This is a genomic window from Brevundimonas bacteroides DSM 4726, assembly GCF_000701445.1.
Lineage (GTDB): Bacteria > Pseudomonadota > Alphaproteobacteria > Caulobacterales > Caulobacteraceae > Brevundimonas > Brevundimonas bacteroides.
Map to the genome: position 1 here is coordinate 190368 of NZ_JNIX01000013.1, position 21231 is coordinate 211598.

Genomic DNA, 21231 nt, shown 5'->3' on the forward strand with positions numbered 1-21231 from the left:
GGCCGGCATGGCTGGGATGCGTCCGCCGGACTGGCTGGTCTACGGCGGCCTTCTGGCCGTGGTGCTGGTCTTTTCGCTGAGCCGCCGCGAGAATGCCGACGCCCCGCCTGCGCCACCGCCGCCCGACGAGATCGAAGGCGCGCTTCTGGGGCCGATCACCCCGTTCGATCCGTCCGTCACCGTGGAGGCTCCTGACGCCCCGTTCGTTCCGGCAGCGGGCACCGCCTTCTCGATCGCCGGGCAGGGCCGCTGGTTGACGGCGCGCCATGTGGTCGAGGGGTGCCGCAGACCCGCCCTGGTGGTCGGCGGCGGCCGGGCGGTCTCAGCCGATGTGCGTTTGGCGCCGCGCGCGGACATCGCGCTCCTGATCACCGCCGGAGGGCCGCCGGCCGTGCCGGTGACGACGAGTGAACCCTTGCGGATCGGCCAGAGGGCGTTCCATCCGGGCTATCCGCAGGGCAAGCCCGGCGAGGTGACGTCGCGGCTTCTGGGACGTGAGGTGCTGAAGGTGCGCGGGCGCGGAGCACGCGATGAGCCGGTGCTGGCCTGGGCGGAGGTCGGGCGAACCGAAGGTCTGGACGGGACGCTGGCGGGACTGTCCGGCGCGCCCGCACTGGACCGGGCCGGGCGCGCGATCGCCGTGACCATCGCCGAGGCGCCGCGCCGGGGCCGGGTCTATACGACGTCTCCCGATACGCTCGGTCCCGCAATCCGGGGCGAGCCGCGGGCCGACGAGCCGGTGCTGGGTGAACCCGTCACGGTCGACAACTACGGCCGGGTCGCCGACGACCTGCGGCGCGATCTGCGGGTGGCGCAGGTGGTGTGCCTGTCGGCCTGATGCGTCTCTTCTGATGTCCTGGCCCGTCGACCCTCAGCTGTATGTTGCCTTCTGCGGCGTCATGGCGGTGCTCGCGGTGACGCCGGGGCCGGCGAATCTGTTCTCCATCGCCACGGGCATGGAGCGGGGGCGGCGCGCGGTCCTGCTGGCCGTGGCGGGGATGAACCTGGCGACCCTGGTCTGGTTCGGGGCGGCGGCGCTGGGGCTGGGGGCGCTGGTCACGGCGTTTCCGCAAGCCTTCCGCTGGATCGCCATTGCTGGGGCCATCTATGTGGGATGGCTGGGTGTCTCCTCCATCCGGGCCGCGCTGACGCCAGTCGCGGGCTCGGACGGCGCGGTACGGGCTGTGCAGACGCGACGGCCTGCCTTCGTGGACGGCTTCCTGGTGCAACTGGCCAATCCCAAGGCGGTGCTGTTCTTCACGGCGGTGCTGCCGCCGTTCCTGGATGTGGACCGGCCCGCCGCGCCGCAGCTGGCCCTGTTCGCTGCGGCGGTAATCCTCATGGACGTGATCACCATGACGACCTACGGTTTCGGTGGAGCGGCGCTGGCCCGGCGCATGGACGAGCCCCGCTTCAGGCGATGGTTCGGCGTCATTGTCGGCCTTTTGCTGTTGACTGCCGCTGTGCTGATTGTCTCGCGTTTATAGGGACTTGTGCGTCCCCGGAACGGCGTCGTTCATGCGCCGTTCAGGTCGGATGGCCCAGTGTCCGCCACCCTCCGGAGCGTACCCATGAAAACCAAGTCCATCCTGATGGTCGCCACCGCAGCGCTCGCGCTGTCCGCTTGCGCCACCTCCACGGCTTACGCCCCCGCCGGCTTCAATGGCCAGCGTGGCGGATACGCCGAACAGCGGCTGGAGACCGACCGCTATCGCGTCAGCTTCGCCGGCAACTCGGTCACGTCTCGCGAGCAGGTCGAGATGAGCCTGCTGCTGCGCGCCGCCGAGATCACGGTGGAGAACGGCTATGACTGGTTCTCGACCGTCGAGCGCGCGACCGACCGCGACGTGCGGTACCAGACCTTCCCCGATCCCTTCTACCGGCCCTACAGCCCGTTCTGGGGGCCGTCTTGGCGCTACTATGGTCCGCGCGGCTGGAGCCGCTGGAACGACCCCTTCTGGGGCCGCAGCGACTTCGACGTGCGCGAGATCGACCGCTTCGAGGCCAACGCCGAGATCGTGCTGGGCCGTGGAACGAAGCCGGCAGGGGATCCGAACGCCTTCGATGCGCGGGAAGTGATTGCCAACCTCGGCGGGCGGGTGACGCGGCCGATGTGAGGGTCAGTGGCTAGTGGCTAGTGGCTGAGTGGCTGTTCGCCGCGGAACTTCACTAGCCACTAGCCACTAGCCGCTAGCCACTTCTCCCTACCCCACCCTCGGGTTCTTCAGCCGCCGCTTGTTCGCGTGCGTCGGCGGGGCCGTGCCGAGCGCCTCGGGGATCTCGCCCTTGAAGTAGAAGCGCTGCCAGGCCTCCTTGGCGGCGTCGGGGTCGCCGGACGCCAGGCGCTGATTGAAGTCCGTGCGCTGGCGGTTCCAGGCCTCGAACTGGCCCTTCATGGTGGGGTTGGATTCCAGCGTGCGGATGACCGGCTGGACCGCCTCCATCTTCCTGTGCTCGATCAGGTGGATGAAGCAGAAGGGCTCGCCCTTCTCGAACTTCACGCGGCCAGGCCGGGTGAACAGCCAGTTCATGGTGAAGGGAAACGGTAGCCAGTCCGTCTCGATCAGCCCGACCAGGGGCTGGATGCCGTCCTTCATATGGTTGGGGCTGCCAGAGCAGATCATCCCCCAGCCCGGCGGCGTGCGGAACAGATACTGCGGGTGCATGGTCAGCACCCCGCGCGAGAAGTGCGAGGTGACGAAGTGGTCCAGCTCCGGCTGGGGTCGCTCGGGCGTGATGGTGATGTCGTTCTGCGACGGCCCGCCGGTCCACTCTGCCGTGAAGGTGAAGGGGCACAACAGCTCCCAACCCGTGGAGTTGGCCATCGTCAGCGGCAGACAGCGATAGGGATGGCGGCTGGCGAAGGCGTCCATCCAGTTCCGCGACTGGCGGCCGGGCACCAGGTCCGGCGGCCGCGACGACATCGGGTAGCATTCCAGTTCCAAGAGACGGCGTCCTTCGGCTAATCGGATCGTGTCGTCTTCCTATCGGCCCGCCCATGACCGCTCAACCGCCGCATGACCGAGAGAGCCTGCTCGCCTTCCTGGCGGAACGTGGAATCGACCAGACGACCCACGACCATCCGGCGGTGTTCCGTGTCGAGGAGGGGCTGCAGCTCAAGGCCGCCATGCCGGGCGCCCACACCAAGAACCTGTTCCTCAAGGACAAGAAGGGTCGGCTGTGGCTGATCTCGGCGCGGCAGGACACGGTCATCGACCTGAAGGCGGCGCCGAAGCGGATCGGGTCGGATCGGCTGTCGTTCGGCAATGAGACGCTGATGTGGGAGACATTGGGCGTGCGGCCGGGCTCGGTGACGGCGCTGGGGCTGATCAACGACGTCGACCGGCGCGTGACCTTCGTGCTGGACCAGCGGCTCTGGGAGGCCGACACCGTCAACTTCCACCCCCTGACCAACACAGCGACGACGGCGCTGACGCAGGGTGCATTCCGCCGGTTTCTCGACGCGATCGGGCGTCAAGCGATGGTCGTCGACTTCACCGCTTGAGTCTTCGCCGCCGCGCGACCATCTGTCGGCTCTCGCATTACACGCCGACAGGATGACCCCACGATGAGCCTCGCCGACCCGACCGCCGGAAACGACGACCTGATCAAGGAGGGCTCGGACGCCGGCTTCATGGCCGACGTGATCGCGGCCTCGAAGCAACAGCCGGTCATCGTCGACTTCTGGGCGACCTGGTGCGGGCCGTGCCGGACCCTGACGCCGATCCTGGAAAAGCAGGTCCGGGCCGCCGGCGGCGCGGTCAAGCTGGTCAAGATCGACGTCGACAAGAACCCGGCCTATGCGGGCCAGCTACGCGTGCAGTCGATTCCGACGGTCTACGCCTTCGTCAACGGCCAGCCGGTCGACGGCTTTCAGGGCACCCTGCCGGAAAGCCAGGTCAAGGCCTTCATCGAGAAGCTGACGGGCGGATCCTCGGCCAACTCCGACGTGGAGCAGCTGCTGGCGCTGGGTGAGGAATCGCTCGGCCTGTCGGACTTCGGCGGCGCGGCCCAGGCCTTCGCCCATGTCCTGACGCTCGAGCCCGAGAACGAGAAGGCCATCGCCGGCATGGCGCGCGTCTATCTGGCGGGCGGCGACGTCGATCAGGCGCGCCAGACCATCGCCATGGCCCCCGCCGACTCCAAGGAGCCCTCGGTGGTCAGCGTCCGCGCCCAGCTGGCGCTAGCGTCCGGCGCCGACACCGGCGAGACGGCCGAGCTTCAGGCCAGGGTCGCCGCCCATCCGAACGACCATCAGGCGCGCTATGACTTGGCGCTGGCCCAGGCCGCCTCGGGCGATCTCAAGGGCGCGGTCGACAGCCTGCTGACCATCGTCCAGGCCGACCGCGAATGGAACGAGCAGGCGGCGAGGAAGCAGCTGCTGGTCGTGTTCGAGGCCGCGGGCCTGACGTCCGACATCGCCAAGGACGGGCGCCGCCGCCTGTCGTCCATCCTGTTCGCGTAGGGGTCAGCGATGGCGCAGGGCTATGTGAAGGCGGTCGATCTGCCCCAGGTGATCCCTGTGTTTCCCCTGCCGGGTGCGATCCTGCTGCCGCGCGGCCAGCTGCCGCTGAACATCTTCGAGCCGCGCTATCTGAACATGATCGACGACGCCATGGCGGGCGACCGGATCATCGGCATGATCCAGCCGGTGGGCGGACCGCGCCGCCTGCCCAGCCTGTCGGCGGTGGGCTGCGCCGGACGGATCACCACCTTCGCCGAGACCTCGGACGGGCGGTATCTGGTGACCCTGACCGGGGTGGCGCGGTTCCGCGTGGCGTCCGAGCTGCCGGTCCAGACGCCCTATCGCCAAGTCCGCGCGGCGTTCCAGCCGTTCGAGGCCGACCTGACCGCGCCGACGGGCGGCGAAGGCTTCGACCGCGAGGCCTTCCTGTTCGCGCTGCGCCACTATCTGGAACGCCGCCAGCTGGAGATCGACTGGGAGACCGCCGAGGCCGCGCCGCAGGAAGCGTTGGTCAACAGCCTGTCGATGGCCCTGCCGTTCGAGCCGGCCGAGAAGCAGGCCCTGATGGAATCGCCGACGCTGGAGGACCGGGTCGAGGTGCTGACGGCGTTGCTCCGAATCGACGCGGCCGAGAGCGGCGACGGCGACAGCCAGACCTCCATGCAGTAGGCGCTCAGTCCAGCGCGCAGACGTCGGGCAGGCCGCGCAGGCCGCCCGCGTGATCCAGGCCATAGCCGACGAGGAAGCGGTTCGGGGCCTCCCAGCCGACGAAGTCCGGCTCGGGCGCGCGCGGCAGGGGCCAGGGCTTGCGAGCAAAGACGCAGGTCAGCACCTCGGCGGCGCCCGCCTCTTTCGCGATCCGCACGGCCTCGGCCAGCGACAGGCCGGTGTCGAACACGTCGTCCAGGATCAGAACCTTCCGGCCCGTGACGGGGCGTTGCAGCGGCGCGCGGACGTCGATGGAGCCCCGGCTCTCGGTCTCGTCGCCGTAGGAGGCCAGCCACAGGGCGTCGAAGCGCACGTTCTTCCCTACCCGCGACAGGGCCCGGGTCAGGTCGGCTGCGAACCATAGCCCGCCGGTCAGGAGGACCACGGCGACCGTCTCGTCATCGACATGGGGCGCGACGCGGGCGGCGAGCTCGGCGACGACGCGTGCGACCTCGGCTTCGGGCAGGAGAACGGTCGGCGAGAGGGGAGCTTCGGCCATGAAGGGCGGATAGCGTTTGATGGCCCCCGGTGTCGATAGGTCCTAGTGGTCCGTGGCCTCGGCGGCGTGGCTGGTGTCCGCGATCGGCTGGGCGTCGATCGGTTCGGCGTGGGCGGTGGGCGCAGCCTCTATGATGGCGGGGCGCAGTCCGTGGTCGTCGCCCTCGGGGCGGGGGCGGTCGTGGCCGGCGGGGGCGGCGTGGTCGTCGCCGTGAACGGGCTCGGCGTCGTGGGCCGGTTCATGCGCGGCAGGCGTCGCGCCGACGAAGTGGACGCCGACGTCGACGCCCTTGGCGCCCGGGTCGCGGATCATGGCGGCGAAGCCCTGGACGCCCCCAGGCAACACGGGCGCACCGTCCAGTTCGATGACCGCGTGGCCGACTTCGGCGCCGTGGTCGTCGAGCAGGGCGACGCGGACCGGCGGCGGCTGGATCTCGCGCCCCCGGACGTTCCTCAGCGCGCCCGACACCATGACCATGTCGGGGCGGTCCAGCATGGCCTTGGCGGTGACGGCCTCGAACTCCAGGCCAGTCGGGTTCACCGGCGCCCCGACCATGGCGTAGGCGGCCGCCGCGCGGGGCCACAGTTCGACGACTTCAACGCGGAACAGCCAGCTGCCCGCGAGAATCCCCACGAACATGCTCGCCAGGCCCGCCCAGACGGCCCCGTGGGTGGCGGCGCGGCGCACGCGGCGCTGCTGCTCGGCGCGCGCGCGGAACGCCTTGGGCAGTTCGGGCGCGGGCGTCTCGGGCGCAACGGGCGGGGCCTCGGCGCTGACCGCCTTCATGATCTCGGCGGCCCCCGGCGCGGCTGCGGCCGGTGCGGGCGCGGTCGTCTCCAGCGTCAGGGGCTCCTCGCCGGTCGCGTGCCACACATGGGCGCAGGACTGGCAGCGGACCTTGCGCCCGCCGGCCGGAATGGCGCCGTCGGGGGCGAAATAGCTGGTGGCGCAGGACGGGCAGGTCAGTATCATGTTCGCTGACTATGCGAGGCCGATCCCTCGGCCCCCTCCCATCGGCGCGCTTCCGCGCCGTTCCTGACGACTAGACACCGATGCCCCGAACGCGCCGCCCGGCCGCCGATCCCGCGCCCTCGCCCGAGACCGTCCGCCTGACGGGTGTCGGATTCGGTTATGCGGAACGCCCGGACGTGCTTTCGGACATCTCGCTGATTCTGCCTTCCGGCTCTTTCCACTTCCTTACCGGGGCGTCGGGATCGGGGAAGTCGAGCCTGCTCAAGCTCATCACCCTGTCGGAGCGGCCGAGCGCGGGCCGAATCGCCCTGTTCGGCGAGGACGCGACGGCGGTTTCGGCCAAGGACCGTCCCCGCTTCCGGCGGCGCATGGGGGCGGTGTTTCAGGACTTTCGCCTGCTGGATCACCTCAGCGTCTTCGACAACGCCGCCCTGCCCCGTCGCCTGCGCGGCGACAAGCCGGCGGATTACGGCCCGGACGTCGAGGAGATGCTGGCCTGGGTGGGTCTGGGCGATCGCATGGGCGAGCGGCCGACCAGCCTGTCGGGCGGCGAGAAGCAGCGGCTGGCCATCGCCCGCGCCGTCATGGCCAAGCCTGAGCTGATCGTCGCCGACGAGCCGACCGGCAGCGTCGATCCCGTCATGGCCGAGAAGCTGCTGAAGCTGTTCCAGTCGTTGAACAGGCAGGGGGTGACGGTCCTGATCGCCAGTCACGACGAGGCCTTGGCCCAGCGCTCGGGCGCGACCGTGCTGCGTCTGACGGACGGGCGGCTGACGACGGCGGCCAAGGCGCGGGCGGCATGATCCGCTGGTCCACCCTGTTCGGGCCGGTCGAGGCCGAGCACGCGCCGCCGGAGCGCGACCTCCTGCCCCGCGACGGGGCGGGCGAGCGGTGGCTGGGCGGGGTCATCGCTGTGTTGTGCTTCGTCGCCTGCCTGGCGGGGCTGGGCGCGCTCTCGGCCGAGCGGGCGGCGGGCGGCTGGGCTCGCGAGCTGCGCGGCGAGGCGACGGTGCAGGTCCGGCCCGGCGTGGGCGAGACCGGCGACGCGGCCGCGGCCCGCGCCGCCGAGGCTCTGGCCGGCGTCACAGGCGTGGAGGAAGCCGCCGCCATGGATCGGGCGACGGCGGAGAAGCTGCTCACCCCCTGGATGGGCGAGGCGGCGCTGGAGGACATTCCCCTGCCGCACCTGGTCACCGTGCGGCTGGATCAGGACGCGCCGGCCAGCGCGCTCGTGCTCGGCCGGGCCTTGGCGGAGGCCGGCATCGACGCCACGGTGGACGACCACAGCCTGTGGCGCGGCGAGGTGGAGCGGTCGGCGGCCACGGTGACGCTCTTGGCCCTCGCGGCCTTTCTGGCCGTGGCCGGGGCCACCGCGGCGGCCATCATCCACGCCGTGCGGGCGGGCGTGGAGGCGCGGCGGTCGGTCGTAGAGACGCTCAGCCTGTCGGGCGCGACCGACGATGCTGTGGTCGGGCTGTTCCAGCAGCGGTTCGCCCGGCTGGCGCTGGTCGGCGGGGCGGCGGGTTCCGGTGTGGCGCTGGCGCTGGCGGCGCTCGTGCGGTTTCTGGGCGGCGGCGAAGGCTTGACGCCCGCTTTGCCGCTGGCCTGGAGCGATCTGCTGATCCTCTCGCCAACCCCGGTGGTCGCGGCTACGGTAGCGCTTGTCGCGGCGCGGCTGGCGGCGGGGCGGGCCCTGTCGCGGCTTGGCGGCGGCGACGCCGGCCGGTAGGGGGAAACGATGAAGTTTCTGGCGCTTATCGGGATCGTCGCCCTGATCTGGCTGGTGGGGCTGTTCGCCTTCGCCGAAAGGGTGCGCAGCCTCGCGCCCGCGGACGAGCCTGAGCGCGCCGACGCCATCGTCGCCCTGACCGGACCCTCGGCCGAGCGCGTCAACGCCGCCATCCGCCTGCTGGAACAGGACAAGGGTGATCGGGTGCTGATCTCGGGGGTTAATCCCGAGGTGCGGCGCCAGGAACTGCGCGAACTGACGCCGGGCTCCAACCGCCTGTTCAACTGCTGCGTCGACCTGGGCTTCGAGGCCGAGACGACCACTGGCAACGCCGCCGAGATCGCCGCCTGGGCGCGGTCCAAGGGCTATGACAGCCTGATCGTGGTGACGTCGGACTACCACATGCCTAGGTCGCTGATGGAAATCCGCAGCGCCGCTCCGGGCGTGGAGCTGACGCCCTATGCGGTCGAGACGCCCTCTCTGGACGACAGCCGCTGGTGGCGGGCGGCGGTGACGGCGCGGCGCATGACGCTGGAGTACATGAAGTATCTGGCCGTGATGGTTCGGGTCACGCTGGACCGCATCACCGGCGAGGGCGCGGACGCGGACGCGCCCGCCGAGGCCCCGGAGGCGGCGGCGTCTTGACCACCCTGCGGTCGCTTCTGTTCGTCGCCTGGCTGTATCTGTCGATGGCGATCTTCGCGGTGGGCCTGTCGCCCGCGCTGATCCTGCCGCACCGCTATGCCATGGGGGTGATCCGGGCCTGGGCGCGGTTCGTGCTGTTCGGCCTGCGCTGGATCGCGGGCGTCCGGGTCGAGTTCCGGGGACTGGAGCACCGGCCCGTCGGCCCGGCCTTCGTCGCCGCCAAGCATCAGGGCATGCTGGACGTGATCGTGCCCTTCCTGATGCTGGACGACCCCTGCATCGTGATGAAGAAGGAACTGGCGATCCTGCCCTTCTTCGGCTGGTTCGCGCTGAAGACGAAGATGATCGTGGTCGACCGCGAGGCGGCGGCCAAGGCGCTGAAGGACATGGTGCGTCAGGCGCGCGAGCGTCTGGGCGAGGGACGCCAGATCGTCATCTTTCCCGAGGGCACCCGCGCCGAGGTGGGGGCGGTTCCCGACTATAAGCCGGGCGTGGCCGCCATCTACCGCGACCTGGCCATGCCCTGCACCCCGATGGCGACCAATGCGGGGATGTACTGGCCGGCCCACGGGTTTCGACGGAACCCCGGCGTGGCGGTGTATGAGTTCCTGCCACCCATTCCGGCGGAGCTGAAGCGCGGGCCTTTCATGGCCGAGCTGGAAAGCCGCATCGAAACCGCCTCGACGCGGCTTCTGGCCCCGCCTCAGGCCTGAGCGCGGCGGAAGCGGCTGGGGCTCACGCCCGTCGCGGCGCGAAACGCCCGGGCGAACCGGCTGGGGCTTTCATACCCCACGGCGGCGGCGACGTCGGTGATCGACTGGGCGTGATCTTCCAGCAGCTTCTGGGTGACGGTCAGCCGGCGCAGCCGAATCCATTCGCCGGGCGGCGCGCCCATGGAGGCCTTGAAGGCCCGGGCGAAATGAAACGCCGACAGCCCGGCGACGTCGGCCAGCTCCGGCAGACGCAGCGGCGCCGCCAGTTGCTTCTCGATGTGCTCGCGCACCCGACCCAGCTGGTTGGGCGTCAAGCCGCCGACCCGGGCTCCCGCCGTGCGCGTCTGCGACATGCGAATGAGGCTGAGGACCAGGGTCGTGATGGCGCTGCGGTTGAGCTCCTCGTCCTCCGGACGGGCCGAGGCGGCCAGTTGCTCGACCAGGCCGGTGATCATGGGATCGACCAGAACGCGTCCGTGCATGGGGGCGAGCGGGCACCCGTCCGACACATGGCCGATGCGGGCCAGGAGCCGCCCCCGCAGGGTCAGCCGAAGCACGTCCTGCGCCGCGTGGGCCGCGAGCGTCGAGCGCGCCCCGGCCGGGATCAGGATGAAATAGTCCGGGGCCACGCAGGGCTTCAGCCGCGCGGGATCAGGCCGATCCATCGACCGTTCGCGGGCGACCAAGTTGATGCGGACGGCCAGCACCAAGGCGTCGGTCGCCTCGATCTCGACCGGGCCTGTCGGGCGATGCAGGCGGCACAGCTGCGACGCATCGTCCAATCCCGCAATATCCAGACGAGTCCACGCAGCATCGGGCGCGCAGGATTTCGCGTCCTGCGAGAGGGTCCCGCGCCCGACCGACGGGCCCTTTCCGGAGATCGATGATGCGTCCATCCCTGCTCGCCCTCGCCGCCCTGGCCCTCGTGTCGGCCGCCGCGACCGCCCCGGCCTACAGCGCCACAACCCAGAACAGCACGGCCCCGGCCGCGCTCGCAAGAGCCGAGGTCTCGGACACCGTGTTCATCTACGTCGACTACGTCACGGGACTGGACAATGTGATCAACACCATCCCGCGCGCCCAGTTCAGGAACAACATCACCGCCTGGGCCAAATTCAACCCCTTGTTCCGTGTGCCAACAGTCTTGCTGGGCGAGGAGAACGACTACTACGGCACCTTCCTGCCGGAGATCACCGAGCACGTCACCCACGACATCCACCGGTTCAACCGGCGCCAGATTTCGGGCTACACACCGGAGGTCGCGGCCTACCTGGCCTCGACGGGCCGCAAGACAGTGGTGATCGGGGGCATCTCGATCGACAACTGCACCCTGCACACGACGCTGGACCTGCTGCGAAACGGCTACAAGGTCTACGTCATCACCGACGTCTCGGGCTCAAACAGCCCGATGGCCGAGGCCGATGCGATCCAGCGCATGCGCGATGCTGGCGCGGTGACGACCGGCTGGCTGTCGATCCTGACCGAGCTCGGCCAGGACTTCGCCAGTCCCCAGTATGGCCAGGGCATGATGAACATCATCCAGACCCACTGGCCGGCGTCCACCATCGGCGTGACAAGCGACAGCACGCCCGACGGCCACGGCCTGCAACTGCCGGCCGGATACTGACGAAGCGGCGGCGCGGTCCCGGCGGGGGTCGCGCCGTCAGCTCGCGGCGAACTCGCTCAGCGCGTCGATGACGGCGCGGTTCTGGTCCTCGGTGCCGACCGTGATGCGCAGGCCGTCGTGGATGCCGTAGCCGCCAACCTGGCGCACGATGATGCCTTTCGAGTTCAGATACTCGTTGGCGGCGGCGGCGCTGCGCTTCTCATCCGGGAACAGCACCAGGATGAAGTTGCCCGCCGACGGCAGGACGGTGAACCCGAAGCCGCGGATGGCCTGGGTCAGGCGCGGCCGCCAGGTCTGGACCAGCTCGCGCGAGGCCTTCTGGTGGGCCTCGTCGGCCAGGGCGGCGGTGGCCGCCTCGATGCCGGGCACCGAGACGTTGAAGGGCAGGCGGATGCGGTCGACGGCCTCGGCGACATGCAGGGGCGCATAGCCAAAGCCGATGCGCAGGCCCCCCAGGCCGTGGATCTTGGAGAAGGTGCGGGTGACGACGACGTTGGTCGCCTCGCGCGCCAGCGGCAGCGCCGTCTCCCAGCCCGGCTCGGTGACGTATTCGGCGTAGGCCTCGTCGATCACCAGCAGAACGCTGGAGGGCAGGCCTTCGTGCAGGCGGTGGACCTCGTCTGCGGTGTTCCAGCTGCCCGTCGGGTTGGACGGGTTGGACAGGTAGACGATGCGGGTGCGGTCATCGACCTGTTCCAGCAGGGCGTCGACCTCGGCCTTGTAGTTCGGCTCGGGCGCCAGCTTCTCGCTCGCCTCGCAGCCGCGCGCGGAGATGCGGTAGGCGAGGAAGCCGTACTGGCCCGTAACGATGTTGTCGCCCGCCGTCAGATAGGTCTGGTTCAGGAGCGCGAAGACCTCGTCGGAGCCATTGCCGAAGATCAGCCGCTCGGGCTCCAGGCCGTGGTGCTCGGCGACGGCGGCGCGCAGCTTGGACGCCCGACCGTCCGGATACAGATGGATGGCGCGGATCGCCGCCTCATAGGCCGCGCGCGCTTTCTCGCCGGGTCCGAGCGCGTTCTCGTTGGACGACAGCTTCATAGGCTCGGCGACGCCGGCGATGGAGGACTTGCCGCCGACGTAGGGGGCGATGTCGAGGATGCCGGGCTTCGGCTGGGGGGCGACCTGGGTCATTGGGGCTTTCTCAGTAGACGGGCGCTGATCCGATCACACCGGACAGCGCGCCGGGCGCCTGATGCAGCCGCCCGTCCTCGGGCTGCACATAGCCCGCGATGGCGTAGAGCTTCAACCCGCCCGCAGAGGTCAGCAGGGTGGCCGCGAGACCGGAGGCCGAGAGGTCTGCGCGGATGCGGGCGTCGGGCAGCGCGCTGTCGGTGACCCAGAAGGTCCGGTCGTCGCCCGTGGGGCCGGAGGGCTCGCAGGCGATCAGCAGGGCTCGAGGTACGCCTGCGCGGTCGTCGGGCAGGGCTTCGATCACGCGCAGGTCGGGCCGAGCCAGAAGCCGACCCCACCACGGCCGGTCGCCCAGGTCGATGAGAGCGAAGACGGATGGATCGACCCGACCCAGCGCCGTCTCGGCGTCGGCCACTGGCGTGGCCGCGCCCCAGCGGTCAGCGGCCAGCACGGCCGACAGCGGCCCCGACGCCACGAACCGACGGCCGCCCGCCACCTCCATCCGCCCATACACGGTGCGAAGAAATTGGGCCTGAAGCGGATCGGCGTCGCGCAGGGCCTCGCGGAGCGCGAGCGCCCGGGCGTCGGCGCGGCTGTGCGGCCCCGCGGCGATGCGGGCGGCGAGCGCCTCGATCAGGGTGCGATCCAGCGCCAGCCGCTCGGCGTCGAGCTCGGGCTCCTCCAGCATCAGAACAGCTTGGGCGCGGGGGCGAGGGCGAAGGGGCCGAGGAAGGTGCGACCGTCGCGGAACACGATGGCGATATCGACGTCTTCGCCGCCCTCGACCGTGCTGGCCGCCGCGGCGCCCGCCGCCCCCGCGCGATCCACCGCCCCGTCGCGCGATCCTGCCAACCCCGCGATGGCGGCCATGGGGCGTTGGGCGTTCAGCGACAGCGTGCCCTCCAGGCGCCCATCCGGTCGGGCCGACAGGACGTCGCTGGCCAGCGTCGCCCGGCTCTCGCCCGCCGAGACCTCGCCCCGCACGTTGGTGAAGCGCCCGCCCGCGCGCGTCCAGGCCGAGAACACGCCAGCGGCGTCTGCGCCTTGCAGGCGGTCGGCGTCCTCGACGACCGTCTCGATCTGAAGCGTCAGCTTGCCGCTTCTGGCCATGCCCTCGACAGGCCCGCCGAGGCGCCCCTCCGCGTCGATGAGGCGGAACAGCACGTCGACGCTGCTCTCCACGCCTGGCGTTCCAGCCGGAGCGAGGTGTGGGCGCAGATAGGCCTCGATCCGCTCCGCCTGCGAGATCGGAAAGACCTCGGCGTCGCGGTGGGCGGTGAAACGGACATCCGCCAGTTCGACCGCGACATTGGGCCAGCGCTGGGTCAGGCCGCTGACGCTGGCGCGGATCACCCGCCCGCCGATGGCCACATCGCCCTTGCCCGCCCGCGTCAGGACCAGGCCGTCAGCCGCGACCAGGACCCATTTGTCCGGGTTCCAGGCGTTGGCCTCTGCCGCCAGATCGGGCGCGGCGAGCGCATGGCCGGACGGGGCGGTGACGCGCACGTTCTCGGCGCCGACCCGCACCCGGAACGGCCAGCCGGAGGTGGTCATGCCGGAATAGGCCACATCCCATCCAGAGGCACGCAGGCCCTCGATCCGCTGATCCAGCCGCTCGCGCACCTGCCCGGCCAGAACGAACCACCACACCGACCAGGCGATCAGCGCGATCAGGAACAGTCCAATGGGCGCGAACAGGCCAGAGCGGTTGTGGCGGGGTGAAGCGGCGTCGGTCATGGCCGCTCGTTACAGCAAGCGCGTGGCGAAATCAGCGCCTAGCGGCGCGTCATGGCGACGGTGAAGGTCTCCCGGCCTTGGGGTTGGACAGGAACGCCCGGGTCAACTCCACCGCCTCGACCAGCCCCATGCGCTGAACCTCCGCCCCCGGAGGCAGAGCCGCGAACAGTCGGGTCGGACACGCCGCGTCCAGCATGACGAAGACGCCCCGGTCGTCGGCGCGGCGGATCAGGCGGCCAAACGCCTGGGCGACCTTGGCGCGGGCGAGCGCGTCGTCGTAGCCGCGGCCCTTGTCCGACAGGCCGCCGAACTTCTCGCGCCGCGCCTTGTGCAGCAGATCCGGGCGCGGCCACGGCACGCGGTCGAAGGCGAGCAGGCGCAAGCTGCGGCCGGGCACGTCGACGCCGTCGCGCACCGCGTCGGTGCCGAGCAGGCAGCTGTCCTGTTCGGCCCGGAAGATGTCGACGAGCGCGCCCACCTCCAGCGGATCGACGTGCTGGGCGTAGAGGGGGATGCCGGCCCTCGCCAGATCGGGCCCCAGCCGTTCGTAGACCGCCTTCAGACGGCGGATGGCGGTGAAGAGGCCCAAGCCCCCGCCGCCGGCGGCGAGGAACAGCTCGCGCATGGCCGCCGCCGTCTGGCGGGGGTCGTCCTTGGCCACGTCTTGGACGACGATGACGCGGCTGTTGGCGGCATAGTCGAAGGGGCTCTCGACCTTCAGGGTGCGAGCGGGCTCGATCAGGCGGGCGGCGCCGGTGCGCATCCGGGCCATGCCGAACAGGTCGCCGCCGGACGCCTCGGCGACCGGATCGGACAGGGTGGCCGAGGTCACCAGCAGGCCGTGGCTGGGCAGGACGACGGCGGCCTCCAGCGGCACGGTCGGGTCGATCCAGTGACGGCGCAGGGCCACGTCGTGGATGCGCCCAAACGCCGTCTCGACCGACAACCAGTCGACGAAGTCGGGGTCGGGCTCTGAGCCCCCTTCCTCCAGCGCCGCCAGCATGGAGCGCCAGCCCGGCAGCGTCATGCGGGCGCGGCGGTCCAGTCCGCGCAGTGCGCCCTCGATGCGCGCGCGGGCGGCGCCGTCCAACTCCGACGCCTCGTCGTCGAGGATGTCTTCCAGATGCCGGGCCAGCGCCAGCAGCGGCGCCTCGACGGCGGCCAGCGCCTGGGCGGCGCCGCGCGCGGTCTCCAGCAGGGGCTCGGTCGCCGGGCGGACGGCGCATTCCGTGCCGAACTCCGAACTGGCCGACGATGCGGCCTCCGACGTGCGCGCCCGAATCTGCTCCAGCGCGGCCATCAGGAATTGTTCGATCGGGCCGACGGGGTTCACCTCGCCCGACGGCGGGGCGATGCGGCCGGAGATCCCTTCTCCGGGCAAGGCGGCGGCGGCGCGGATGGCGTCGTTCAGGGCCTTCCGGGCGTGCTCGTTGTCGGCGCACAGGTCGCCCAGCCTCTGCTCCAACCCGCGTCCGCGACGGCCGCGCCCCTCCGGCCCCCTGATCCAGCGGCGCAGCTCGGCCGCCTCTTGACCCGACAGGCAGGCGGAGAAGGCGCTGTCAGCCGCGTCGAACAGGTGGTGCCCCTCGTCGAAGACGACGCGCTTCAGGGCCGCGGTCTCATTGTCCTGCTTCAGGCCGCGAGCGGTGCGGGCGCCGTCGAAGGCGGCCTGGGTCATGACCAGCGCATGGTTGGCCACCACCAGATCGGCCCGGCGGCTGGCGCGGATGGTCTTCTCGACGAAGCAGGTTCGATAGTGGGAGCAGGCCGCGTGGACGCATTCGCCGCGCCGATCGACCAGATTGCCCGCGCTGGCCTGGGCGCTGGGTCCCACCGCGAACAGCCCGGGCAGCCAGCCGGAGAAGTCGCCGCCGGTCATGTCGCCGTCACGCGAATGCATCGCCCACCGCGCCGTCAGGCCCAGGCCGATCAGGTCGCCGTTCCCCAACTGGGCCGCCTGCACCATGTCCTGAAGGTTCAACAGGCAGAGGTAGTTCTCGCGGCCCTTGCGGACCACGGCCTTGCGTTTGCGCTCGGCCGGGTCGGGCCACAGGGCGGAGATTTCGCGGTCGATCTGGCGTTGCAGCGCGCGGGTATAGGTCGAAACCCAGGCGGCCCCCTGATTGCGCTCGGCCCAGAGCGACGCGGGGGCGAGATAGCCCAGCGTCTTGCCCGTGCCGGTCCCGGCCTCGGCCAGCAGCATGCGCGGGCGGCCCTCCTCGTCGCGGGGGGAGAAGGCGAAAGCCGCCTCGGCCGCATAATCGGACTGGGTCGGCCGGGCCTCGTCGAGCCCCGACTGCTGCAGCAGCTTTTCCAACCGGATGCGGGCGGATTCCGAGTCGACCGGGGCGGACCCAGCCTCCCCGCGCGGGGCCTCGTCCTCCCACTCCGGCAGGCGCGCCCAGACGTCGAGCCCCGAGCCGCGATACTGCCGGTCCCGCAACGGTTGGGTTTGCAGCGCGCCCGAGACCCGCCACGCCCAGGCCCAGCCGGCGCGCCCCAGCGTCTCGGCCAGGGTGAAGGCGTCCTCGCGGCGCGGATAGGCGGGATCGGCGAGTTCGCGCAGCAGGGTCGCGGCGGCGTCGCACAGCGCGGCGGCCTGGGCCTCGGCTCCCTTGGGCTCGCTCATGCCGAGCGCCAGCGCCAGGCCGCTGGGCGACGGCGCGCAAAAGGTCGCCGGTCGCACGAAGGCCCAGAGCTCGAGCACATCCAGCAGGTCCGACGATCGCGGCGGCGGCGACAGGCCGAGCCGCCGCGCGGTCAGGCTCGCGTGGGCGACCATGACGGGGCCGCCGGTGAAGACCCCTTCCGCTGCGCCGCGCCCGATCTTCCTCGCGCCGTCGACGTCACAAACCGCGCCCGCGCCCGGCGGCACGGCGAGCGCCGGCGGCAGGTCGAGCCAGGGCTCGGCGCCGGTCAGGCGGTGGGCGGCGATGACGGGTTCGTCGGACATGGCCGAACGATAGCGGGTGCGAAGAGGAACCGGAACGGGAACATTGGATTGACCCAACCCCGAGCGTCTGTTATGGCCATGAACTATAGCCATGCTAGGAGATCGCCATGAGCTGGAGCGTCGCCAAGGCGAAGGACAATCTGTCCGAGGTGATCCGTCGGTCGAAGACAGAGGGGCCTCAGGAAATCTCCTCGCACGGTGAGGCCACCGCTGTCGTCGTCTCCGCAGAGGACTTTCAGCGGCTGAAGGACCCTCGCGCCTCCCGCGACTTCAAGGACTGGCTTCTGAACGGTCCTTCGCTGGAAGGCGTCGATCTTGAGCGCGATCGACGACCGGCGCGCGAGATCGATCCCTTCTGATGTATCTGCTGGATACCAACGCGATCAGCGAGCCCAAGCGCGCGCGGCCCGATGCGAACGTGGTCCGTTGGCTGTCCGATCAACTGCTGTCGGACCTGCACCTCAGCGTGATCACCGTGGGTGAGCTGCGGCGCGGCATTGTGCGTTTGGAGCCGGGTCGCAGGCGCGACGATCTCGACTTCTGGCTCGAGGAGATGATCTTCCGCTACGACCAGCGCATCCTGCCGGTCGATCTGGCGGTCACCGAGCGATGGGCGTCGCTGGCCGAGGCCAATCGGGCCGCCGGTCGCGCCTCCGAGATGACGGACGAACTGATCGCCGCGACGGCGCATGTGCACGGCCTGACCGTCGTCACTCGTAACGTCCGCCACTTCGAGCACAGCGGATGCCGTGTGCTCTCGCCGTGGAGCGAATGACGACCCTTCCTCCCCTCTTCGCCGACTGGTTCGCCCGGCGCGGTTGGTCGCCGCGTCGGCATCAGCTGGAGATGATCGCGGCGGCGCAGGCCGGGTCGCACGCCCTGCTGGTCGCGCCGACGGGGGGCGGCAAGACGCTGGCGGGGTTCCTGCCCAGCCTGATCGACCTCGCCGAGCGCGGGCCGAGGCCGGAGTTCGGGCCGGGCAGCGGAATCCATACGCTGTATGTCTCGCCGCTGAAGGCGCTGACGACCGACGTCGAGCGCAACCTGATGACGCCCATCCGCGAGATCGGGCTAAACATCCATGTCGAGAGCCGCACCGGCGACACCAAACAGTCCAAGAAGCAGCGTCAGAGGGACAATCCACCCGACATCCTGCTGACCACCCCCGAGCAGCTGGCCCTGTTCTGCGCCTGGGGCGGGGCGCGGGCGTACTTCGCAGACCTGAAATGCATCGTGCTGGACGAGGTCCACGCCATCTGGTCGGGCAAGCGGGGCGACTTGCTGAACCTGGCGCTGGGGCGGCTGCAGAGCTTTTCGCCGGGGCTGCGGCGGGTCGCGCTGTCGGCGACGATCGACGATCCGAACCTGATCGCGGAGTGGCTGGCACCGGGTGGCCGCTCCGAGGATGTCGCGATGGTCAGGGGCGACCCCGGCGCGGCGCCCGAGATCGACGTCCTGGTCAGCGAAGGTCGCGTGCCGTGGGCCGGGCATACCGGTCAGCACGCGATCCCCGAGGTCTACGCCGCCATCCAGCGTGCCCAGCTTGCGCTGATCTTCGTCAACACGCGCTGGCAGTCCGAGTTCGTGTTCCAGCAGCTGTGGGCCATCAACGACGACAACCTGCCCATCGGCCTGCACCACGGCTCGCTCGCCGCCGAGCAACGCCGCAAGGTCGAGGCCGCCATGGCGCGGGGGGATCTGCGCGCCGTGGTCTGCACCTCGACGCTGGACCTCGGCATCGACTGGGGCGATGTCGATCTGGTCATCCAGATGGCCGCGCCGAAAGGCTCCTCACGTCTGGTGCAGCGCATCGGCCGCGCCAACCACCGGCTGGACGAACCCAGTCGCGCCCTGATGGTCCCCGCCAGCCGGTTCGAGCTGCTGGAATGCCAGGCGGCGCGCGAGGCCGTGGCCGACAACGCCTTCGACTGGGAGCCGCGCCACACCGGCACACTCGATACGCTCGCCCAGCACGTCATGGGCGTGGCCTGCTCCGAGCCTTTCGACATGGCTGATCTGTATGCGGAGATCGCTGGCTCCTCACCCTATCGCGCCCTGACCTGGGAGGCGTTCGAGGAGGTCGTCGATTTCGTCGCGACCGGGGGATACGCGCTGCGGACCTACGACCGCTTCGCCCGGATCGTCCGGAACGCCGACGGCAAGTGGACCGTCCGGAATCAGCAGATCGCCCAGCGCCACCGGATGAACGTCGGGGCCATCGTGGCGGCCGGGACGCTGAACGTCCGCGTCGCCTCGCGTCGGGGCGGGGCCTCCAAGCAGCTGATCGGCGGCCGCAAGGTCGGCGAGGCCGAGGAGTGGTACTTCGAACAGCTGAGCCCCGGCGACACCTTCGTCTTCGCCGGTCAGGTCTGGGCGTTCCAGGGCATCAGCGGCATGGACGCCCTGGTGACCCACGCCACCGGCAAGGACCCCAAGATCCCGTCGTGGGGCGGGGCGCAGTTTCCGCTGGGAACGTCATTGGCGGTCCGCGTCCGGCGCATGATCCAGGACCGAGATCACTGGCGCGTCCTGCCGCCCGACGTGCAGGAGTGGCTGGAGCTGCAGGAGCAGCGCAGCCTCATTCCCGACGCCGACAGCCTGCTCGTCGAGACCTTTCCGCGCGGCAGCCGCCACTTCCTGATCGCCTATCCGTTCGAGGGCCGGATCGCTCACTCGACGCTTTGCATGCTGCTGACCCGCCGTCTGGACCGGCTGGGCGTCGGGCCGCTCGGCTTCGTGGTCACCGACTATTCGCTCGCCATCTGGTCGATTCGGCCGATGGACGCCCTGGACTGGGACGCCCTGTTCCAGCCCGACATGCTGGGCGACGATCTCGAAGCCTGGCTGGAGGAGAGCTTTATGATGAAGCGCACCTTCCGCAATTGCGCCCTCGTTTCCGGCTTGATCGAGCGTCGACAGCCGGGCGCCGAGAAGACCGGCCGCCAGGTGACCTTTTCGACCGACCTGATCTACGACGTGCTCCGCCGCCACCAGCCCGATCATCTGCTGCTCCGCACCGCCCGCGCCGACGCCGCGTCCGGGCTTTTGGACGTGGCCCGGCTGGGTCAGCTGCTGACGCGCATCGTCGGCCGGATCCGCCACGCCCCCCTGGAGCGGGCCTCGCCGTTCAGCGTGCCGGTGCTGGTCATGATCGGACGCGAGCGCGTCGGCGGCGACGCGGCCGACATGATCCTGGAGGCCTCGGCCCAGGACCTGATCGACGAGGTCATGGAAGACGCCCCGCCCGAGCTGCAGGGGGCGGCGTGAACGCGGCGCTGCGCGAGACCCTGACCCCTGCCCGCCGCGCCTGCGGCTCCCTGTCCGTGCGAGTCATGGGAGAGGTCTGCGTGCTGCGCTGCTCCGGTGCCCTGTGGTTGCCCGTCCACGGCACGCTGGTGGCCGGCGACCTGCATCTGGAGAAGGGCTCGGCCTATGCGGCGCGGGGCCAGATGCTGCCGCCCTACGACAGCCGCGCCACGCTCGACCGGCTGGAGGCCGAGCTCGCGGAGCTGAAGCCTGACCGCGTCGTGCTGTTGGGCGACAGCTTCCATGACAGTCGCTCGATCGGGCGAATGGCCCCCGACGACCGCGCTCGACTGGACCGTCTCGCAGAAGACCGCGACTGGATATGGCTTGAGGGCAATCACGACCGGGATGCCCTTGGCGCGGAGCGGGTGAACGCCGCAGCCTTCGCTGCCGGGGATTTCGAGCGGCTTGTCGGCCTGCCCGGGCGGGTCGTCCCGGAGCTTTCCGTGGGGGCGCTCTATCTTACGCACGAGCCGGAAACCCAGGCTCGGCCGGGCGAGGTGGCCGGGCATCTGCACCCCTGCGCCCGCGTGGTCGCCCACGCCCGCATGGTGAGGCGCGCCTGCTTCGTGACGGACGGACGGCGGCTCATCCTGCCGGCATTCGGAGCCTTCACCGGAGGGCTGAATGTGCTCGATCCAGCAGTCGCGGGGCTGTTCGCCGAGCGGCCCATGGTTGCGGCGCTGGGGCGTGACAGGGTGCATGCCCTGGGCTGGGACAGCCTGGTCTGAAATCAGGCTGAAGGG

General features: G+C 70.5%; 23 protein-coding genes. 15 read left to right on the forward strand and 8 right to left on the reverse strand.

Annotated features, from left to right (window positions below):
• Positions 1-7 precede the first annotated feature (7 nt).
• From Q333_RS0112095 to Q333_RS0112105, 3 genes are all read left to right on the forward strand, one after another.
• A complete protein-coding gene (locus Q333_RS0112095) occupies positions 8-838 on the forward strand; it encodes a S1 family peptidase (RefSeq protein ID WP_029417273.1) in 831 nt (276 codons plus the stop codon).
• Between the two features lie 13 nt (positions 839-851).
• Complete coding sequence (locus Q333_RS0112100) at positions 852-1487, forward strand: LysE family translocator (RefSeq protein WP_029417274.1); 636 nt, start codon at positions 852-854, stop codon at positions 1485-1487.
• Positions 1488-1571: 84 nt separating this feature from the next.
• Positions 1572-2117, forward strand: a complete 546-nt coding sequence (locus tag Q333_RS0112105) for a CC0125/CC1285 family lipoprotein (RefSeq protein WP_029417276.1) — start codon at positions 1572-1574, stop codon at positions 2115-2117.
• Positions 2118-2204: 87 nt separating this feature from the next.
• On the opposite strand, the gene Q333_RS0112110 is transcribed toward Q333_RS0112105, so the two are convergent.
• On the reverse strand, positions 2205-2945 hold the full coding sequence (locus Q333_RS0112110) for a DUF6065 family protein (protein ID WP_029417278.1): 741 nt from the start codon (positions 2943-2945) through the stop codon (positions 2205-2207).
• A gap of 53 nt (positions 2946-2998) precedes the next feature.
• Between Q333_RS0112110 and Q333_RS0112115 the strand changes: the two genes are divergently transcribed.
• From Q333_RS0112115 to Q333_RS0112125, 3 genes are all read left to right on the forward strand, one after another.
• Positions 2999-3505 carry a prolyl-tRNA synthetase associated domain-containing protein gene (locus Q333_RS0112115; RefSeq protein ID WP_029417280.1) on the forward strand — a complete coding sequence of 169 codons (507 nt, stop codon included), beginning with the start codon at positions 2999-3001 and terminating at the stop codon, positions 3503-3505.
• Between the two features lie 63 nt (positions 3506-3568).
• Entirely contained in the window at positions 3569-4465 is an 897-nt protein-coding gene (gene trxA / locus Q333_RS0112120) for a thioredoxin (RefSeq protein ID WP_029417282.1), read from the forward strand.
• Positions 4466-4474: 9 nt separating this feature from the next.
• Positions 4475-5134: an LON peptidase substrate-binding domain-containing protein gene (locus Q333_RS0112125; protein ID WP_029417283.1), complete on the forward strand. Its 660-nt coding sequence runs from the start codon at positions 4475-4477 to the stop codon at positions 5132-5134.
• A gap of 4 nt (positions 5135-5138) precedes the next feature.
• On the opposite strand, the gene Q333_RS0112130 is transcribed toward Q333_RS0112125, so the two are convergent.
• Both Q333_RS0112130 and Q333_RS17050 read right to left on the reverse strand, forming a co-directional pair.
• The gene (locus tag Q333_RS0112130; RefSeq protein ID WP_029417284.1) at positions 5139-5672 is read right to left on the reverse strand and encodes a phosphoribosyltransferase; all 534 of its coding nucleotides are present in this window, start codon (positions 5670-5672) and stop codon (positions 5139-5141) included.
• A 42-nt stretch (positions 5673-5714) separates the two neighbouring features.
• Positions 5715-6644: an MJ0042-type zinc finger domain-containing protein gene (locus tag Q333_RS17050; RefSeq protein ID WP_051651291.1), complete on the reverse strand. Its 930-nt coding sequence runs from the start codon at positions 6642-6644 to the stop codon at positions 5715-5717.
• Positions 6645-6724: 80 nt separating this feature from the next.
• Between Q333_RS17050 and Q333_RS0112140 the strand changes: the two genes are divergently transcribed.
• The 4 genes from Q333_RS0112140 to Q333_RS0112155 are packed head-to-tail and all read left to right on the forward strand — an operon-like array spanning position 6725 to position 9731.
• Entirely contained in the window at positions 6725-7447 is a 723-nt protein-coding gene (locus Q333_RS0112140; RefSeq protein WP_029417286.1) for a cell division ATP-binding protein FtsE, read from the forward strand.
• Positions 7444-8373 carry a cell division protein FtsX gene (locus Q333_RS0112145; RefSeq protein ID WP_051651292.1) on the forward strand — a complete coding sequence of 310 codons (930 nt, stop codon included), beginning with the start codon at positions 7444-7446 and terminating at the stop codon, positions 8371-8373. The genes Q333_RS0112140 and Q333_RS0112145 overlap by 4 nt, the downstream gene beginning before the upstream one ends.
• 9 nt (positions 8374-8382) lie before the next feature.
• Entirely contained in the window at positions 8383-9018 is a 636-nt protein-coding gene (locus Q333_RS0112150; protein ID WP_029417289.1) for a YdcF family protein, read from the forward strand.
• A complete protein-coding gene (locus Q333_RS0112155) occupies positions 9015-9731 on the forward strand; it encodes a lysophospholipid acyltransferase family protein (RefSeq protein WP_029417291.1) in 717 nt (238 codons plus the stop codon). Before Q333_RS0112150 ends, Q333_RS0112155 begins: the two co-directional genes overlap by 4 nt.
• Here the strand turns inward: Q333_RS0112155 and Q333_RS17055 are convergent.
• Positions 9722-10513, reverse strand: coding sequence for a helix-turn-helix transcriptional regulator (locus Q333_RS17055; RefSeq protein WP_051651293.1), 792 nt, complete (start codon positions 10511-10513; stop codon positions 9722-9724). The genes Q333_RS0112155 and Q333_RS17055 overlap by 10 nt on opposite strands.
• Before the next feature lie 104 nt (positions 10514-10617).
• Between Q333_RS17055 and Q333_RS17060 the strand changes: the two genes are divergently transcribed.
• Positions 10618-11358 carry an isochorismatase family protein gene (locus tag Q333_RS17060; protein WP_029417295.1) on the forward strand — a complete coding sequence of 247 codons (741 nt, stop codon included), beginning with the start codon at positions 10618-10620 and terminating at the stop codon, positions 11356-11358.
• A 36-nt stretch (positions 11359-11394) separates the two neighbouring features.
• On the opposite strand, the gene hisC is transcribed toward Q333_RS17060, so the two are convergent.
• Genes hisC through Q333_RS0112185 form a run of 4 tightly spaced genes read right to left on the reverse strand, consistent with a single transcriptional unit; the run spans position 11395 to position 17179 of the window.
• Positions 11395-12489, reverse strand: coding sequence for a histidinol-phosphate transaminase (gene hisC, locus Q333_RS0112170; protein WP_029417297.1), 1095 nt, complete (start codon positions 12487-12489; stop codon positions 11395-11397).
• Positions 12490-12499: 10 nt separating this feature from the next.
• Positions 12500-13177, reverse strand: coding sequence for a hypothetical protein (locus Q333_RS0112175; protein ID WP_029417299.1), 678 nt, complete (start codon positions 13175-13177; stop codon positions 12500-12502).
• Positions 13177-14226 (reverse strand): DUF2125 domain-containing protein, encoded by a 1050-nt coding sequence (locus Q333_RS0112180; RefSeq protein WP_029417300.1) that lies wholly within the window; start codon positions 14224-14226, stop codon positions 13177-13179. The genes Q333_RS0112175 and Q333_RS0112180 overlap by 1 nt, the downstream gene beginning before the upstream one ends.
• A gap of 49 nt (positions 14227-14275) precedes the next feature.
• Positions 14276-17179 (reverse strand): ATP-dependent DNA helicase, encoded by a 2904-nt coding sequence (locus Q333_RS0112185; protein WP_035294372.1) that lies wholly within the window; start codon positions 17177-17179, stop codon positions 14276-14278.
• A 107-nt stretch (positions 17180-17286) separates the two neighbouring features.
• Between Q333_RS0112185 and Q333_RS0112190 the strand changes: the two genes are divergently transcribed.
• Genes Q333_RS0112190 through pdeM form a run of 4 tightly spaced genes read left to right on the forward strand, consistent with a single transcriptional unit; the run spans position 17287 to position 21216 of the window.
• Complete coding sequence (locus tag Q333_RS0112190) at positions 17287-17538, forward strand: type II toxin-antitoxin system Phd/YefM family antitoxin (protein ID WP_029417302.1); 252 nt, start codon at positions 17287-17289, stop codon at positions 17536-17538.
• Positions 17538-17954, forward strand: coding sequence for a type II toxin-antitoxin system VapC family toxin (locus Q333_RS0112195; RefSeq protein WP_029417304.1), 417 nt, complete (start codon positions 17538-17540; stop codon positions 17952-17954). The genes Q333_RS0112190 and Q333_RS0112195 overlap by 1 nt, the downstream gene beginning before the upstream one ends.
• A complete protein-coding gene (locus Q333_RS0112200; RefSeq protein ID WP_035294311.1) occupies positions 17951-20446 on the forward strand; it encodes a ligase-associated DNA damage response DEXH box helicase in 2496 nt (831 codons plus the stop codon). Before Q333_RS0112195 ends, Q333_RS0112200 begins: the two co-directional genes overlap by 4 nt.
• Positions 20443-21216 (forward strand): ligase-associated DNA damage response endonuclease PdeM, encoded by a 774-nt coding sequence (gene pdeM, locus Q333_RS0112205; protein WP_029417308.1) that lies wholly within the window; start codon positions 20443-20445, stop codon positions 21214-21216. The genes Q333_RS0112200 and pdeM overlap by 4 nt, the downstream gene beginning before the upstream one ends.
• The last annotated feature ends 15 nt before the right edge of the window (positions 21217-21231 follow it).

Excerpts from the sequence above, each read along its gene's own strand:
- Q333_RS0112095 (WP_029417273.1), top strand. The coding sequence starts at position 8 with ATGGCTGGGATGCGTCCGCCGGACTGGCTGGTCTACGGCGGCCTTCTG.
- Q333_RS0112100 (WP_029417274.1), top strand. The coding sequence starts at position 852 with ATGTCCTGGCCCGTCGACCCTCAGCTGTATGTTGCCTTCTGCGGCGTC.
- Q333_RS0112105 (WP_029417276.1), top strand. The coding sequence starts at position 1,572 with ATGAAAACCAAGTCCATCCTGATGGTCGCCACCGCAGCGCTCGCGCTG.
- Q333_RS0112115 (WP_029417280.1), top strand. The coding sequence starts at position 2,999 with ATGACCGCTCAACCGCCGCATGACCGAGAGAGCCTGCTCGCCTTCCTG.
- trxA (WP_029417282.1), top strand. The coding sequence starts at position 3,569 with ATGAGCCTCGCCGACCCGACCGCCGGAAACGACGACCTGATCAAGGAG.
- Q333_RS0112125 (WP_029417283.1), top strand. The coding sequence starts at position 4,475 with ATGGCGCAGGGCTATGTGAAGGCGGTCGATCTGCCCCAGGTGATCCCT.
- Q333_RS0112130 (WP_029417284.1), bottom strand. The coding sequence starts at position 5,672 with ATGGCCGAAGCTCCCCTCTCGCCGACCGTTCTCCTGCCCGAAGCCGAG.
- Q333_RS17050 (WP_051651291.1), bottom strand. The coding sequence starts at position 6,644 with ATGATACTGACCTGCCCGTCCTGCGCCACCAGCTATTTCGCCCCCGAC.
- Q333_RS0112140 (WP_029417286.1), top strand. The coding sequence starts at position 6,725 with ATGCCCCGAACGCGCCGCCCGGCCGCCGATCCCGCGCCCTCGCCCGAG.
- Q333_RS0112145 (WP_051651292.1), top strand. The coding sequence starts at position 7,444 with ATGATCCGCTGGTCCACCCTGTTCGGGCCGGTCGAGGCCGAGCACGCG.
- Q333_RS0112150 (WP_029417289.1), top strand. The coding sequence starts at position 8,383 with ATGAAGTTTCTGGCGCTTATCGGGATCGTCGCCCTGATCTGGCTGGTG.
- Q333_RS17060 (WP_029417295.1), top strand. The coding sequence starts at position 10,618 with ATGCGTCCATCCCTGCTCGCCCTCGCCGCCCTGGCCCTCGTGTCGGCC.
- hisC (WP_029417297.1), bottom strand. The coding sequence starts at position 12,489 with ATGACCCAGGTCGCCCCCCAGCCGAAGCCCGGCATCCTCGACATCGCC.
- Q333_RS0112175 (WP_029417299.1), bottom strand. The coding sequence starts at position 13,177 with ATGCTGGAGGAGCCCGAGCTCGACGCCGAGCGGCTGGCGCTGGATCGC.
- Q333_RS0112180 (WP_029417300.1), bottom strand. The coding sequence starts at position 14,226 with ATGACCGACGCCGCTTCACCCCGCCACAACCGCTCTGGCCTGTTCGCG.
- Q333_RS0112185 (WP_035294372.1), bottom strand. The coding sequence starts at position 17,179 with ATGTCCGACGAACCCGTCATCGCCGCCCACCGCCTGACCGGCGCCGAG.
- Q333_RS0112190 (WP_029417302.1), top strand. The coding sequence starts at position 17,287 with ATGAGCTGGAGCGTCGCCAAGGCGAAGGACAATCTGTCCGAGGTGATC.
- Q333_RS0112195 (WP_029417304.1), top strand. The coding sequence starts at position 17,538 with ATGTATCTGCTGGATACCAACGCGATCAGCGAGCCCAAGCGCGCGCGG.
- Q333_RS0112200 (WP_035294311.1), top strand. The coding sequence starts at position 17,951 with ATGACGACCCTTCCTCCCCTCTTCGCCGACTGGTTCGCCCGGCGCGGT.